Origin of the sequence: Azospirillum sp. TSO35-2 (assembly GCF_003116095.1) — a bacterium.
Lineage (GTDB): Bacteria > Pseudomonadota > Alphaproteobacteria > Azospirillales > Azospirillaceae > Azospirillum.
In genome coordinates this window covers 2,812,134-2,825,711 of the sequence record NZ_LGRA01000021.1, presented here as the reverse complement: position 1 = coordinate 2,825,711, position 13,578 = coordinate 2,812,134, and the positions used below count along the sequence as shown (strand labels likewise).

General features: G+C 68.8%; 13 protein-coding genes. 6 read left to right on the top strand and 7 right to left on the bottom strand.

Annotated features, from left to right (window positions below):
• Window positions 1–19: 19 nt before the first annotated feature.
• The 7 genes from TSO352_RS28795 to TSO352_RS28765 all read right to left on the bottom strand — a co-directional run bounded on the left by TSO352_RS28795 (window position 20) and on the right by TSO352_RS28765 (window position 8,270).
• The gene (locus TSO352_RS28795; protein WP_109110928.1) at window positions 20–2,593 is read right to left on the bottom strand and encodes an ATP-binding protein; all 2,574 of its coding nucleotides are present in this window, start codon (window positions 2,591–2,593) and stop codon (window positions 20–22) included.
• Window positions 2,594–2,742: 149 nt separating this feature from the next.
• Window positions 2,743–3,393: a maleylacetoacetate isomerase gene (gene maiA / locus TSO352_RS28790; RefSeq protein ID WP_109110478.1), complete on the bottom strand. Its 651-nt coding sequence runs from the start codon at window positions 3,391–3,393 to the stop codon at window positions 2,743–2,745.
• 173 nt (window positions 3,394–3,566) lie between these two features.
• Window positions 3,567–4,271, bottom strand: a complete 705-nt coding sequence (locus TSO352_RS28785) for an ABC transporter ATP-binding protein (protein ID WP_109110477.1) — start codon at window positions 4,269–4,271, stop codon at window positions 3,567–3,569.
• Window positions 4,272–4,286: 15 nt separating this feature from the next.
• Window positions 4,287–5,111, bottom strand: a complete 825-nt coding sequence (locus TSO352_RS28780; protein WP_109110476.1) for an ABC transporter ATP-binding protein — start codon at window positions 5,109–5,111, stop codon at window positions 4,287–4,289.
• A complete protein-coding gene (locus TSO352_RS28775) occupies window positions 5,108–6,055 on the bottom strand; it encodes a branched-chain amino acid ABC transporter permease (RefSeq protein ID WP_109110475.1) in 948 nt (315 codons plus the stop codon). Before TSO352_RS28775 ends, TSO352_RS28780 begins: the two co-directional genes overlap by 4 nt.
• Window positions 6,056–6,069: 14 nt before the next feature.
• Entirely contained in the window at window positions 6,070–6,945 is an 876-nt protein-coding gene (locus tag TSO352_RS28770; RefSeq protein WP_109110474.1) for a branched-chain amino acid ABC transporter permease, read from the bottom strand.
• 164 nt (window positions 6,946–7,109) lie between these two features.
• Window positions 7,110–8,270 carry an ABC transporter substrate-binding protein gene (locus TSO352_RS28765; protein WP_109110473.1) on the bottom strand — a complete coding sequence of 387 codons (1,161 nt, stop codon included), beginning with the start codon at window positions 8,268–8,270 and terminating at the stop codon, window positions 7,110–7,112.
• A gap of 456 nt (window positions 8,271–8,726) precedes the next feature.
• On the opposite strand from TSO352_RS28765, the gene paaX reads away from it, so the two are divergent.
• From paaX to TSO352_RS28735, 6 genes are all read left to right on the top strand, one after another.
• Window positions 8,727–9,671 carry a phenylacetic acid degradation operon negative regulatory protein PaaX gene (gene paaX / locus TSO352_RS28760; protein ID WP_109110472.1) on the top strand — a complete coding sequence of 315 codons (945 nt, stop codon included), beginning with the start codon at window positions 8,727–8,729 and terminating at the stop codon, window positions 9,669–9,671.
• Window positions 9,672–9,797: 126 nt separating this feature from the next.
• Window positions 9,798–10,283: a BLUF domain-containing protein gene (locus tag TSO352_RS28755; protein WP_109110471.1), complete on the top strand. Its 486-nt coding sequence runs from the start codon at window positions 9,798–9,800 to the stop codon at window positions 10,281–10,283.
• A gap of 241 nt (window positions 10,284–10,524) precedes the next feature.
• Complete coding sequence (locus tag TSO352_RS28750; RefSeq protein WP_109110470.1) at window positions 10,525–11,553, top strand: hypothetical protein; 1,029 nt, start codon at window positions 10,525–10,527, stop codon at window positions 11,551–11,553.
• 168 nt (window positions 11,554–11,721) lie between these two features.
• The gene (locus TSO352_RS28745) at window positions 11,722–12,780 is read left to right on the top strand and encodes a 2Fe-2S iron-sulfur cluster-binding protein (protein WP_109110469.1); all 1,059 of its coding nucleotides are present in this window, start codon (window positions 11,722–11,724) and stop codon (window positions 12,778–12,780) included.
• 102 nt (window positions 12,781–12,882) lie between these two features.
• A complete protein-coding gene (locus tag TSO352_RS28740; protein ID WP_109110468.1) occupies window positions 12,883–13,179 on the top strand; it encodes a type II toxin-antitoxin system HigB family toxin in 297 nt (98 codons plus the stop codon).
• Window positions 13,180–13,181: 2 nt separating this feature from the next.
• Window positions 13,182–13,577 carry an XRE family transcriptional regulator gene (locus tag TSO352_RS28735; RefSeq protein ID WP_109110467.1) on the top strand — a complete coding sequence of 132 codons (396 nt, stop codon included), beginning with the start codon at window positions 13,182–13,184 and terminating at the stop codon, window positions 13,575–13,577.
• Window position 13,578: the final 1 nt, after the last annotated feature.

Below are 13,578 nucleotides of genomic sequence, written 5' to 3'. Positions count from 1 at the left end.
GTTCCGACCTCCGGCGGGCTCAGCGCCCCACCGTCTCCACCGCGGCGCCCAGGGTCGGCAGCGCCGCGTGCAGCGTCGACGAGGCGCGGTTGACGGCGTCGCGCAGGTCGGCCTTCAGCAGGGCGGCGTCGGGGCGGTCCTGCTCGCAGGCGTGCTGGACCGCGCGGGCAAGGCGCGACAGCTCCAGCAGACCGACATTGCCGGCCAGCGACACCATGGCGTGGGCGTCGGCCGCCGCCTCCCTGGCGGTCGGGGCCTCGCTGATGCGGTCGACGCGCAGGGCCAGTTCGCTCAGCGTGCCGAGCACGAAGCGCGGCAGCACCTCCGCCCCCAGCGTGTCGGCCAGCGTGTCCAGGCTGGCGCGGTTCAGCACCGGCACCGTGTCGGCGTCCGGCGCATCCTCCGCCACCCCACCATCCGCACCGGAACCGTCCGGCCGGTCGCCGGCCGTCCCGGTGGTGGGCCCGGCATCGAGCCAGCGGTCGACCGCGGCCAGCAGGGTGTCGCGCTCGATCGGTTTGGTCACATGGTCGTTCATGCCGACATCCAGGCACAATTGGAGCTGATCGGTCAACGCGTTGGCGGTCAACGCGATGATCGGCACGGCACCCCGCCGGCCGCCAAGCTGACGGATCGCCGCAGTCGCCTGCAGGCCGTCCATCCGCGGCATCTGCATGTCCATCAGCACGAGGTCGAAATCACCGCCGCGCACCGCCTGGACCGCCAGCGCGCCGTCCTCCGCCACCTCGACGCTGTGGCCGGCCTTGCACAGGATGGAGGAGGTGACGATCTGGTTCATCGGCACGTCCTCGGCCAGCAGGATGCGCGCGCCGCGCCGGCTGGGCGCGCCCGCGGCGGCCCGGTCGGGCGTCACCCCCGCCACCCCGGTCGCCGCCGTCACCGGCAGCGGCAGTTCGAACCAGAAGGTGCTGCCGACGCCGGGGCTGCTCTGCACGCCGATCCGCCCGCCCATCAGCTCCGACAATTGCTTGGAGATGATGAGGCCGAGGCCGGTGCCGCCGTAGCGCCGCGTCGTCGAGCGGTCGCCCTGGCTGAAACGCTGGAACAGGTTCACCTGATCGGCCGAGGGGATGCCCGGCCCGGTGTCGCTGACCGCGAAGCGCAGCCACGCCACGGCGCCCTCCCCGCCCTCCGCCGACAGCATCCCGACCGACAGCAGCACCGACCCGCGTTCGGTGAACTTCACGGCGTTGCCGACAAGGTTCAGCAGGATCTGGCGGATGCGCGCCTCGTCGCCGCGGACATGGCGCGGCACCGCGGCGCCCAGCGACAATTGCAGCAGCAGCCCCTTCTGCGAGGCGGTGTTGCTCATCAGGTCGCGGCAGTCGCGCAGCAGCCGCTGCAGGTCGAAGGGACGCTCCTCCAGCTCCAGCTTGCCGGCCTCGATCTTCGAATAGTCGAGGATGTCGCCGATGATCGCCAGCAGCCCGCGCCCGGCCTCGCGCTGCAGGGCGACGTACTGGCGCTGTTCCGGCGTCAGGTCGGTGCCGAGCAGCAGGTCGGCGAAACCGATCACACCGTTCAGCGGCGTGCGGATCTCGTGGCTCATCGACGCCAGGAAGTCGGACTTGACCCGGTTGGCCGCCTCCGCCTCGGCGCGGGCGTCGGACAGTTCCTCCTCGTAGCGCTTGCGCTCGGTCACGTCGCGGACGACGCCGACCACGGTGAAGGCGCCGTCGGCGTCCAGCGCCGGGCGCATGCTGGATTCGACCCACAGGTAGCGCCCGTCCTTGTGGCGCAGCCGGTGGGTGAAGGTGACCGGCGGCGAGCCCGGCTTCATGCCGGAAAAGGCCAGCGCCGCGCTTTCCAGGTCGTCGGGATGCAGCAGCGCCGCCGGGGCGCGGCCGACGATCTCCGCCGGGTCATGGCCCAGGATGTCGCGCACCGAGGGCGACAGGTAGCGGACCGCGCCGTCGGCCTTCATCTCCAGGATCATGTCGGTGGCGTTGTCGGCCAGCAGGCGATAGCGCGCCTCGCTCTCGCCCAGCCGCTGCTCGGCGCTGTGATGGCGCTGCTCGCGCAGCAGCAGCCCGCCGAGGAACAGGGTGCCGAGCGGACCGATGGTCAGCAGCGGCAGCGCCGTCCGGCCCAGCACCTGCGCGGCCAGATCCAGGCTGGGCAGCAGCAGCAGCGTCGACAGCGACACCACCGTCAGCAGCAGCCCGAACAGCAGCAGCGACACCGCCCCCAGCCGCAGGCCCCGGCGGCGCATCCACCACGCGAATCCGACGCCGGTCAGGAACGACACCAGCGCGTTGGCCATGCCGGCTTCCATGCCGACGCCGCCCAGCCAGGCGCGGTAGCCGGCCGCCGCCGTCGCGGTCAGCGCGGCGGAGATCGGGCCGCCGAACAAGGCCGCCAAGCCGACCAGCGGCGAGCGCGCGTCGATGATCAGGCCCGGCCCGACATGGATCGGATGGATCATCGAGAAGACGGCGGTCAGCGCCATCACCGCGCCGAAGGCGAACTGCCGGGTCAGGTCGCGCCCACAGTCGGACCGGCGGATCAGAAAGGTGTAGGCGAGCACGACGAAGGCGCTTGCCGCGATGTTCTCGGCAAGGTCGTATGCCATCGAAGAAAAGTTGCCCAGCATCGCCCGACCGCTTGTCCCGCCCCATTCAACCTATCTGTATACTACCGAAAGGGGCGCGGAAACCGTTAACACCCGACGTTCGGGCTGTGACTTTCCGTGGCGGCAACCGCTGGGCGGGCCGATGGTTTTCAGGCTTCCGCGTCCGGTTGCCGCTCGGGCGCCGCGGCGGCGAAGGCCGGCAGCGCCTGGCAGGCCTCGTCGATCCGGCGCAGGGTCGGGTAGTCGTCCAACGGACAGCCGAACCGGCGGGCGTTGGCCATCTGCGGCACCAGCAGCACGTCGGCCAGCCCCGGTGCGTCGCCATGGCAGAAGCGGCCGGTGCGCGGGTCCGCCGCCAGTTGCGCCTCCAGCGCGGTCAACCCGACGGCGATCCAGTGGCGGTACCAGCCGTCGACCTCCTCCTGGCTGTGGCCCATCGCCTTCAGATGGCCCAGGACGCGCAGGTTGTTCAACGGATGGACGTCGCAGGCCACCGCCAGCGCCAACGCCCGCACCCGCGCCCGGCCGAGCGGATCGGCCGGCAGCAGCGGCGGGGTGGGGTGCGTCTCGTCCAGATACTCGATGATGGCAAGCGACTGGGTGAGGACATGGTGACCGTCGGGCCCCTCGACCTCCAGCGCCGGCACCAGATGCTCCGGGTTGAGGTCGGCGTAGGGCGGCTTCGCCTGCTCGCCCCGGCGCAGATGGATGAAGGCCTGCTCCGGCGCCAGCCCCTTCAGGTTCAGGGCGATGCGCACGCGGTAGGCGGCGGAGGAACGGAAGTAGGTGTGGAGTTTCACGGGTTTGGCGTCCGCTCGGTTGATGCTGCGCTTGCCCCCGCCCCGACCCTCCCCCGCTTTCGCAGGGGAGGGGGCAAGTGCTTGTTCGGAAAGGTGGCGGCAGTCCCTCCCCTGCGAAAGCGGGGGAGGTCAGGTGGGGGCACTCGCCAGCCGACACCGTATCATGACCGCACTCACAGCCCCAGATAGGCCTGCCGCACCCGCTCGTTGCTCAGCAACGCGGCGCCGCTGTCGCTCAGCACGATCTCGCCGGTCTCGATCACATAGCCGCGGTCGGCGATCGACAGCGCGGCGTGGGCGTTCTGTTCGACCAGCAGGATCGTCGTGCCCTCGCGCTTCAGCCGCTGCACCGCGTCGAAGATCTCGGCGACCAGCAGCGGGGCCAGGCCCATGCTGGGCTCGTCGAGCAGCAACAGGCGCGGCTTGGCCATCAGCGCGCGGCCAAGCGCGACGATCTGCTGCTGGCCGCCCGACAGGGTGCCGGCGGGCTGGTCGCGCTTGACCTTCAGCACCGGGAACATCTCGTACAGGCGGTCGATGTCGTCGTCGGGCCGGCCGCTGCCGCGGCGATAGGCGCCGAGCCGCAGATTGTCCTCGACCGACTGCGGACCGAAGAGCTGCCGGCCCTCCGGCACCTGCACCACGCCTTCCGCGACGCGGCGCGCCGCCTTCATCCGGGTGATGTCGCAGCCGTCGAAGGTGATGCGGCCGCTGCTGGCGGGATGCACGCCGGACAGGGTGCGCAGCAGCGTCGTCTTGCCCGCGCCGTTGGCGCCGACCAGCGCCACCAGCTCGCCCTCGCGCACGGTCAGGCTGGCCGATTTCAGGGCGTGGATGCGGCCGTAATGGCTGTTGAGGCCGTCGATTTCCAGAAGCATGTCCCTCGGCCTTCCTTACGGTGCCGCGCCGAGATAGGCGGCGATGACGTCGGGGTTGGAGGCGACCTCCTGCGGCGTCCCCTCGGCCAGCTTGCGGCCGTGGTTCAGCGCGGTGATCCGGTGCGAGATGCCCATCACCATCTTCATGTCGTGTTCCACCAGGATGATGGTGACGCCGTTCGCCGCGACGGTCTTGATGACCTCGTCGATCTCGCGGCTTTCGGTGGCGTTCAGGCCGGCGGCCGGCTCGTCCAGCAGCAGCAGCTTGGGTTCCGAGGCCAGGGCGCGGGCGATCTCCAGCCGTTTCAGCGCGCCGTAGGGCATGGAGGCGGCGTCGGCGTCGACGTATTTCGCCAGCCCGACGTCGGTCATCAGCTGGACCGCGCGGTCACGCGCCTCGCGGTCCTTGCGCACCAGCGAGGGGAAGCGGAACAGCGCCGGCAGCAGCCGCGTGTTCAGGTGCAGGTGCCGCCCCACCATGACGTTCTCCAGCGCCGTCATGTTGAAGAAGATCTGCAGGTTCTGGAAGGTGCGCGACATGCCGCGCGCGGCCAGCTTGTAGGGCGCCATGCCCGACACGTCGGCGCCGTCGAACAGCACCCGCCCGCCCGACGGCTTGTAGACACCGGTCACCAGGTTGAACAGCGTGGTCTTGCCCGCCCCGTTCGGCCCGATGATCGAGTGGATGTCGCCGGCGGCAATGGTGAAGCTGAGGTCGCCGATCGCCAGCACGCCGCCGAACTCGCGGCTGAGATGCTCCACCTTCAGGATCGGCGGGCCGACGCGGCGGGCCTGGGCGGCGGTGTCGGGAGCGAGTTCGGGGGTCGTCAGCATGTTCATGCCCGCCTCCGCGCCGGGAGCAGCGCCGCCAGGGTGGGAAGCAGGCCCTTCGGCATGAAGACCATCGTCGCCATCAGGATGCCGCCCAGCACGATCTGCTGGTAGTCCTGGAACACCGTCAGCGCCTGCGGCAGCAGCGTCAGCACCACCGCGCCGACGACGGCGCCGAAGGTCGAGGCCATGCCGCCGAACACCACCATGGTGACCAGCTCGATCGACTTGAAGAAGTCGGCCTTGGCCGGGGTGATCAGGCCGGCGTAATGGGCGAACAGGCTGCCCGCCACGCTGGCGAACACCGCCGACAGCACGAAGACCATGACCTTGAAGCGGGCGGTGTCGACGCCGACCACCTCGGCCGCGACCTCCGACCCGTGGACGGCGCGCAGCGCCCGGCCCATCGGGCTGTCGATCAGGTTCAGCGACAGCCAGACGACGCCGACCAGCAGCGCGCCGACCACCCAGTACCAGACCTTCTCGCCATACAGCTCGACGCCGAAGATCTTGAACGGGTCGACCATCATGCCGTCGGGGCCGCCGGTGATGCCGCTTTCGGTGCGCAGCACGATCGAGACGATGATGCCGATGCCCAGTGTCGCCATGGCGAGGTAATGGCCCTTCAGCCGCAGGATCGGCTTGGCGACGGCGAAGGCCAGCACCCCGACGAACACCGCCCCGGCCAGCAGCGCCAGGATCGGCGGCCAGCCGTAGGTCCCGGCCAGCACGCCCGAGGCGTAGGCGCCGATGCCGAAGAAGCCGGCGTGGCCCAGGCTGATCTGCCCGGCATAGCCGATCAGCAGGTTCAGCCCGACGCAGACCATGGCGTTGAAGCCGGCCAGGATGGCGATGTCGAGATAGAAGTTGTTGGGCAGGAAGGCCGGCAGGATCGCGATCACCGCGCCCATGACCAGCAGGCCGGTCAGCCGCCCGTGGAGAAGTGCATTCATCGACTTTACGGTCCTTACACGCGCTCGGTGCCGCGCTTGCCGAACAGCCCGTTCGGCATGAAGAGCAGGACGGCGAGGATGATGACGAAGGCGATGGCGTCCTTGTAGGCCGACGAGATGTAGCCGGCGCCCAGCGCCTCGGCCACGCCGACGATCACGCCGCCGACCACCGCGCCCGGCCCGTTGCCGAGGCCGCCCAGCACCGCGGCGGTGAAGCCCTTCAGCCCCAGCATGATGCCCATCTCGGTGTAGGAGAAGGTGATCGGCGCCACCACCGCGCCGCCGACCGCGCCCAGCGCCGCCGACAGCGCGAAGGAGGCCAGCACCACCCGCTTCACGTCGATGCCGACCAGCTGGGCGGCCAGCCGGTTGTGCGAGGTGGCGAGCATCGCCTTGCCGGTCAGCGTCTTGGCGAAGAACAGGCCGATGGCGACGATCAGCACCGCGGCGCAGCCGACCACCCACAGCGACTGCGGCTGCATCGAGGCGCCCAGGATCTGGATCGGCGTCTCGCCCGAAAAGGCGTCGAGCCGCTTGAAGTCCTTGCCCCAGATCAGCTCCGCCACGCCGCGCAGGAAGATCGACGCGCCGATGGTGATGATGATCAGGGTGACGGTCGAGGCGTTGCGGGCGCGCTCCACCGCGAACTTGGCGACCAGCACACCGACCAGCATGGCGCCGCCGCAGCCGATCAGGATCGCCAGCGGCAGCGGCACCCCCGACGCGGTCAGGGTGGCCGACGCCATGCCGCCGATCATGATGAACTCGCCCTGGGCGAAGTTGATGACGTGGCTGGCGTTGTAGATGATCGAAAAGCCGAGCCCCGCCAGCGCATAGATCGCGCCGATGGTCAGCCCCGACAGCATGTATTGCAGCAGTTCCGCGAACATCGTTGGGTTTCCGCTTCGCTGGCCCCCTCCCCGACCCTCCCCCACCTCCGGTGGGAGAGGGTGCCTTACGGGCAGGCGGCGGCAGTCCCCTCTCCCACCGGAGGTGGGGGAGGGTTAGGGAGGGGGCATCGGTGATGTGAAAAGGACGGGAGCGGAAGCCCTCGTCACTTCACCAGCGCCCAGTCGCCCTGCTTCACCTCCACCATGTGGAAGGCGTCGAGCGTCAGGCCCATATGGTCCTTCGGGCTCATCGTCACGGTGCCGCCGGTGCCGACATAGCCCTTGGTCTGCTCGATGGCGTCGCGCAGCTTGGCCTTGTCGGTGCCGCCGGCGCGCTTGACCGCGTCCAGCGCGATCATCAGCCCGTCATAGGCGTGGCCGGCGAAGGTCGACACCTCGGAGGTGAAGGCCTGCTCGTAGGTCTTGGTGAAGTCGGTCACCACCGTCTTCTGCGGATCGCTCTCCGGCAGCTGGGCGGCGACGACCAGGCCGGCGGCCGGCAGGCGGACGCCTTCGGCGGCGCCGCCGGCCAGCCGGATGTATTCCTTCGACGCCACGCCGTGCGACTGGTAGAGCGGCAGGGAAATGCCGAGCTGGCGGTAGTTCTTGGTCACCACCGCCGGGCCCTGGCCCAGGCCGAACACCAGCACGGCCTGCGCCGCGGCGTTGTTCTTGACCTTGGTCAGCTGCGCCGTGACGTCGGTGTCCTTGGCGCCGTAGGTCTCGTCGGCGACCAGCTCGACGCCGCGCTCCTTGGCGACGGCCAGCGTCTGCTCGCGGCCCGACTTGCCGAAGCCCGAATCCTCGGAGATCAGCGCCAGCTTGGTCAGCCCGCGCTTCTTCATGTCCTCCATCACCTTTTCCGCGGCCATGCGGTCGGTGTGCGGGGTCTTGAACACCCACTTCTTCACCGGCTCGACGATCACCACGGCGCCGGCGAGCGAGATGAAGGGCACCTCCGCGCGTTCCACCAGCGGCACCGCGGCCATGGTGGCGGCCGTCGTCGTGCCGCCGACGATCACGTCGACCTTGTCGCTTTCGATCAGGCGCTTGGTGAAGGACGCCGCCTTGTCCGCCGCGCCGCCGTCGTCATAGACGGTCAGCTGCACCGGGCGGCCGTCGACGCCGCCGGCCTTGTTGATGCGGTCGGCGTAAAGCTCCAGCACCTTCTTCTCGGGGTCGCCGAGAAAGGAGGCCGGGCCGGTCGCCGAGATGATGGCGCCGATCTTGATCGGCTCGGCGGCCGAGGCCGTGCCGGTCAGGCCGGTCATCGCCAACCCGGTCAGGGTGACGGCGGCCATGGTGGAGAGCAGGCGTTTGCGCATGAATTCCTCCCGTTTTTTTGGCGGCATTCTGCCCCCTTCCGCCGGTCCGGGCATCACCCGGCCCCAGCGCGGGGGACGATTTGACAAGCATAATGTTTCAAAGGAAATCATTTCGGAAGAAAAATTTTCGCCGACTTGCCCACAAACGACGTGCGGATGTTGCCGGAAGCGACCCTTTCCCTTTGCAATCCCTCCAAGGACAGGGCGGCGGATGCACGTTTCATTTTATGACACAGTTTTACTTTGCAGCGCCAACCGTAGTGTATCACATTAATGATTGTCAAACGGAAAGTCCGGGATGCCTCCTATCCCGGCGCCCTGCCCCGCCGATCGCCCCACCCGCCGTATCGCGGCGCTGGCCCTGCGGGGGCAGAGCTGGGTATACAACTCCGTCGCGCCTGCCGGCGCGGGCCCATCCCCATCATCTCAACCCGCCGTCAAGGACGTTCCGACCGCATGGCCCGCCCGCGCCGCCCCGAAGACCTCGCCGCCCACCTGACCGAGACGATCGCGCCGCGGGCGAAGTCGCTGATCATCACCGTCTATGGCGACGCGGTGCTGCCGCATGGCGGCTCGGCGTGGCTGGGCAGCCTGATCGAGCTGATGGCCCTGTTCGGCCTGAGCGAGCGGATCGTCCGCACATCGGTGTTCCGGCTGTGCAAGGACGATTGGCTGACCAACACGCAGATCGGCCGCCGCAGCTTCTACCGCGTCACCGACAGCGGCAAGGAACGCTTCGCCGCGGCGGAACGGCGGATCTACGCGCCGCTGGCCCGCGAATGGGACCGCGGCTGGGACCTGCTGATGGTGCCGCCCAACGCGCTCGACGGCGAGACGCGCGACGCGCTGCGGCGCGAACTGGTCTGGCAGGGCTTCGGCGCGGCGTCGGCCACCGTCTACGCCCACCCCAACTGCGACGAGGCGGCGATGCACCGTCTGCTGGCGGAGCTGGGCATCGCCGACAAGATCGTCCACATGAAGGCCAGCCTCGACCGCACCGAGGGGTTCGGCGCGCTGCGCGACCTCGTCCGCGGCTGTTGGGACATTGATCAGCTGGAGCGTGATTACGCCACCTTCCTGGATCACTTCCGCCCGGTGTGGGCGGCGGTGGACGCCGCCGACACGCTGGACCCGGCGGTGTGCTTCGCGCTGCGGACGCTGATGATCCACGATTTCCGCCGCATCCTGCTGCGCGACCCGATGCTGCCGCCCGACCTGCTGCCGGCCGACTGGCCAGGGCAGGAATCGCGGATGCTGACGCGCAACCTCTACCGCCGGCTGGCCGCCCCGTCGGAGGCGTTCCTGATGGGCGCCGCCACCACCGCCAACGGCCCGCTGCCCGACGCCCAGCCGTCCTTCAACACACGCTTCGGCGGGCTGGAGAGCGTGGCGGCGGCATAGCCCGCTCCCCCCGGCCCTTCTCCGCCTGCGACCAATGGCCGAGGGCCGGAAAAGCCGATGCACGGCGCCCGGAGACCGGGATAAACTGAGCATCGTTGTTCGACCGACGCCCCGGGGAGGCCGCCGATGCTGACCATCGTTTACCGCAGCGAGGCCGTGGCGCGACTGCCCTACACGGCGATGGTCGACATCTGCCTGCAAAGCGCCCGCAACAACCGGCGCCTGGGCGTCACCGGTTTCCTGGTCGAGTTCGAAGGCGTCTTCCTGCAGGTGCTGGAGGGAGAGCCGGCGGTGGTCGAGGAGCTGTACGCCCGCATCGCCGCCGACCGCCGTCACCAGCGGGTCGAGCTGCTGCTGCGCGAGACGTCGAGCGGACAGCCCAATTTCGGTTTCTGGGCGATGAATTTCGGGCCGCTCGACACCCCGACCTTCTGGCAGGCGGTGTTCGGCTCGCCGGTTCGGATCGAGGAGTTCCACCGCCGGTCCCGCGACATCGACTTCGTTCTCGACGTCCTCGCCCGCGCCTACATGCACGCCTGCATCGTCGCCGACATCGACCCGGCGACCCGCGAGCTGGTCCGCGGCAGCATCCCCTGCCTGACCGCGGCCTGACCGCCGCGATCCGATACGGAAACACCCGATACCGCTGGTGGAGCGAACGAATTGATCTGGATCAATTCGGGGCCTTCTGACGCTTATCTCATGGAATCAGCGACTTAGGGCGGGGCTCCGCCACATCAAACGTGATACAGAAAATATTGATGTGCCGAAAAGTCTGTGTCATATAATGACCACAAGGCGCCGATGGAAATGTGAGCGCCCAGCAAAAAGCCCCCCCGGAGGAAACGCCCCCATGTCCAAGGACTACACCCCCATCGCCAACACGATGGAGTTCCCCCCCGCCACGCCGCAGCCGAACGTCTATCCGCTGTCCTGGGTGTCGCAGACCAAGAAGCTGGAGGAGGTCTACGCCGCCGCCCAGCGCGAGAACTGGGACCCGGCCAAGCTGCCGTGGGACAGCTTCGACGTGTCGCGCTATTCGTGGGAGGAGCGGGAGGCCATCGCCTATTGGTGGACCATCCTGTCGGTGTTCGACGCCTCCGCCCCGCCGGTCTTCGCCCACGCGCTGATCAAGACCTACGAGGTCCATGAGGAGGATCCGGTCCGCCGCTGCTTCTTCTCCGTCACCCGCGACGAGCAGAACCACGAGCAGATGTGCGGTCTCGCCATCACCAAGCTGCTGGAGGCGAGCAGCCCGCTGACCTACGAGCCGAAGACCGACCTCGGCCGCCGGCTGCAGAAGAACGCCCACTGGCTGTACTACAACGGCGGGCGCTATTGGGACGGCTACAAGAAGGCGGTGCCGAAATACTCGCTGGCCGTGCTGTTCAGCTCCTTCCTGATGGGCGAGATTGCGGCGGCGACCATCTTCCACCAGATGGCGGCCGGCTGCAGCGAACCGGTGTTCAAGGAAGCCTTCCGCAACATCGGCCGCGACGAGGGTCGCCACATGGCGATCTGCATGTCGGTGATGGAGCGCGACTACCCGCATCTGGCGGTCGAGGACCGCTCGATCATCACCAAGCAGATCCGCGCCGGCTACCTGTTCCTGTCCGCCGTCCTGTTCGAGCCGCCGCCCCAGTTCTGGGACCTGCCCGACGACTTCATCGCCACCCAGCGCGAGGCCGAGGAGATCGCCCGCAAGGCCGGCTTCCACATCCCGACCTACGAGGCGAAGAAGGACAACTGGCGCAACGCCATGCTGAACCTGAAGGGCGTTCTCGACCGCTACGGCATCCCCTTCCCGGCGATCCCCGAGGTCGACATCACCGGCGAGGAAGTCCGGGACATCGACATGGATGAAATCATCCCGGTGTTCTGAGGTCCGTCCCCGCGGCCCCCTCCCTCCCGCTTCGCGGGTCCCTCCCTCCCCCGCCTTTGGCGGTGGAGGGTAAGGATTGCGGCAGTCCCCTCTCCCGCGAAGCGGGGGAGGGTTAGGGAGGGGGCATCACGTCGCCATACCTTACCCACTCCGCCAAGGATCCCCCCGGTGAGCCGCATCCGCCTCCACCCATCGGGCCGCACGGTCGAGTGCCGCGACGGTGAAACCGTCCTGTCGGCGCTGGAACAGGCCGGCTACGCCCTGCCCAACAACTGCCGCGCCGGTGCCTGCGGCGAATGCAAGGTCAAGGTGATCGCCGGCCAGTTCGACCAGGGCATGGTGCTGGACATGGCGCTGTCCCAGGCCGAGCGGAAGGACGGCTACGGCCTGATGTGCATGGCCAAGCCGATCTCCGACGAGCTGGTGATCGAATACGGCACCGCCGACGCCCAGCCCAAGCTGTTCCCGCCGCGCGAGAATGTGCTGTTCATCGTCACCGACCGCATCCCGCGCACCCCCCGGATCGTCGAACTGCGCCTGCGCCCGCTCGGCCAGCCGCTGCGCTATTGGCCGGGGCAGTATGTGATGCTGGGCGATGCGTCGGCCGGCGCGCCGCCGCGCTGCTACTCCATCGCCAACGCGCCGCGCCCCGACGGCGAGATCGTGCTGCAGGTCACCCGCGTCGACGGCGGCCCGACCAGCGGCTGGATCCACGACACCCTGACGGTCGGCAGCATGGTCAAGCTGTCCGGCCCCTACGGCACCTTCATCGGCGACCCCTCGGTCGACAGCCCGGTGCTGTGCATGGCCGCCGGCTCCGGCCTCGCCCCCATCCTGGCGCTGACCGACGCGGCGCTGCGCCGCGGCTACCGCCCGCCGGTGACGCTGCTGTTCTCCGCCTGCACCCAGGCCGACGTCTATGAGCTGGGGCTGCTGAGCTATTGGCAGGCCAAATACCGCAACTTCAAGGTCAAGGTGACCCTGACCCGCGAGGACCGGCCGGAGCATCTGACCGGCCGCATCCCGACCATCCTGCCCGAGCTGTTCCCCGACCTGTCCGGCCACGCCATCTTCACCGCCGGCAGCCCCGCCTTCGTCGAGGCCTGCGTCGCCGCGGCCCGCGCGCTGGGCGCCAGGGACGACCAGATCCACAGCGAAGGCTACGTCTCCCAGCACATCCCGGAAGCCCCGCCGCCGGAACGCCTGTTGGCGGGGGCGTTGGGGTAAGACGGATCGGCACGGCATGGCAAGGCATGAACGCCCGGATCGGCTCGATCCGGGCGTTTGCGTTCCATTGTTCCCAAATGTGGAACCTGCTAGCCTGACGCCATGCAGATCATCGCCCGGCGGACGCTGAAGGAGTTCTGGGACCGTCACCCCCAAGCGGAAGCGCCGTTGGAAGCGTGGTACGCGCAGGTGAAAAGCGCGTCCTGGCAATCACCGGCGGACATCAAACGCGAGTTCGGGACCACGGTCGATTTCATCGCCGACAACCGGGTGATCTTCGACAGCGGCGGCAACAAATACCGGCTGATCGTGCATGTCGCCTACCGCTTCAAGCGCGTCCTGGTGAAGTTCGTCGGCACGCACAACGACTACGACCGCATCGACCCGGAGACCGTCTGACCATGGACATCCGCCCGCTGAAAACCGAAGCCGACTATGACTGGGCCTTGCGCGAGATCGAGCCCTATTTCGAGCAGGAACCCGAACCGGGGACCGCCGAAGCCGACCGCTTCGACCTGCTCGCCCTGGTCATCGAGCGGTACGAGGACGAGCACTGGCCGATCGACCCGCCGGAGGCCCCGGATGCGTTGCGCGCCCGTATGGAACAGACGGGAAAGCGGCAGAAGGATCTGGCCGAACTGCTCGGCTCCAAGGCGCGCGCGTCCGAGGTGATGAACCGGACCCGGCATCTGACCCTGGAGCAGGCCTGGAAGCTGCACCGGGAGTGGCGGATCCCGGCCGAAGCCTTGATCCGCCCCTATCCGCTCCGCCGCCGGCCGGATACGCCGGCCGCCTGAC

Bases quoted from the DNA above. Each gene is read 5' to 3' on its own strand.
- TSO352_RS28795 (WP_109110928.1), bottom strand. From the start codon at position 2,593: ATGGCATACGACCTTGCCGAGAACATCGCGGCAAGCGCCTTCGTCGTG.
- TSO352_RS28785 (WP_109110477.1), bottom strand. From the start codon at position 4,271: ATGCTTCTGGAAATCGACGGCCTCAACAGCCATTACGGCCGCATCCAC.
- TSO352_RS28780 (WP_109110476.1), bottom strand. From the start codon at position 5,111: ATGAACATGCTGACGACCCCCGAACTCGCTCCCGACACCGCCGCCCAG.
- TSO352_RS28775 (WP_109110475.1), bottom strand. From the start codon at position 6,055: ATGAATGCACTTCTCCACGGGCGGCTGACCGGCCTGCTGGTCATGGGC.
- TSO352_RS28770 (WP_109110474.1), bottom strand. From the start codon at position 6,945: ATGTTCGCGGAACTGCTGCAATACATGCTGTCGGGGCTGACCATCGGC.
- TSO352_RS28765 (WP_109110473.1), bottom strand. From the start codon at position 8,270: ATGCGCAAACGCCTGCTCTCCACCATGGCCGCCGTCACCCTGACCGGG.
- paaX (WP_109110472.1), top strand. From the start codon at position 8,727: ATGGCCCGCCCGCGCCGCCCCGAAGACCTCGCCGCCCACCTGACCGAG.
- TSO352_RS28755 (WP_109110471.1), top strand. From the start codon at position 9,798: ATGCTGACCATCGTTTACCGCAGCGAGGCCGTGGCGCGACTGCCCTAC.
- TSO352_RS28750 (WP_109110470.1), top strand. From the start codon at position 10,525: ATGTCCAAGGACTACACCCCCATCGCCAACACGATGGAGTTCCCCCCC.
- TSO352_RS28740 (WP_109110468.1), top strand. From the start codon at position 12,883: ATGCAGATCATCGCCCGGCGGACGCTGAAGGAGTTCTGGGACCGTCAC.
- TSO352_RS28735 (WP_109110467.1), top strand. From the start codon at position 13,182: ATGGACATCCGCCCGCTGAAAACCGAAGCCGACTATGACTGGGCCTTG.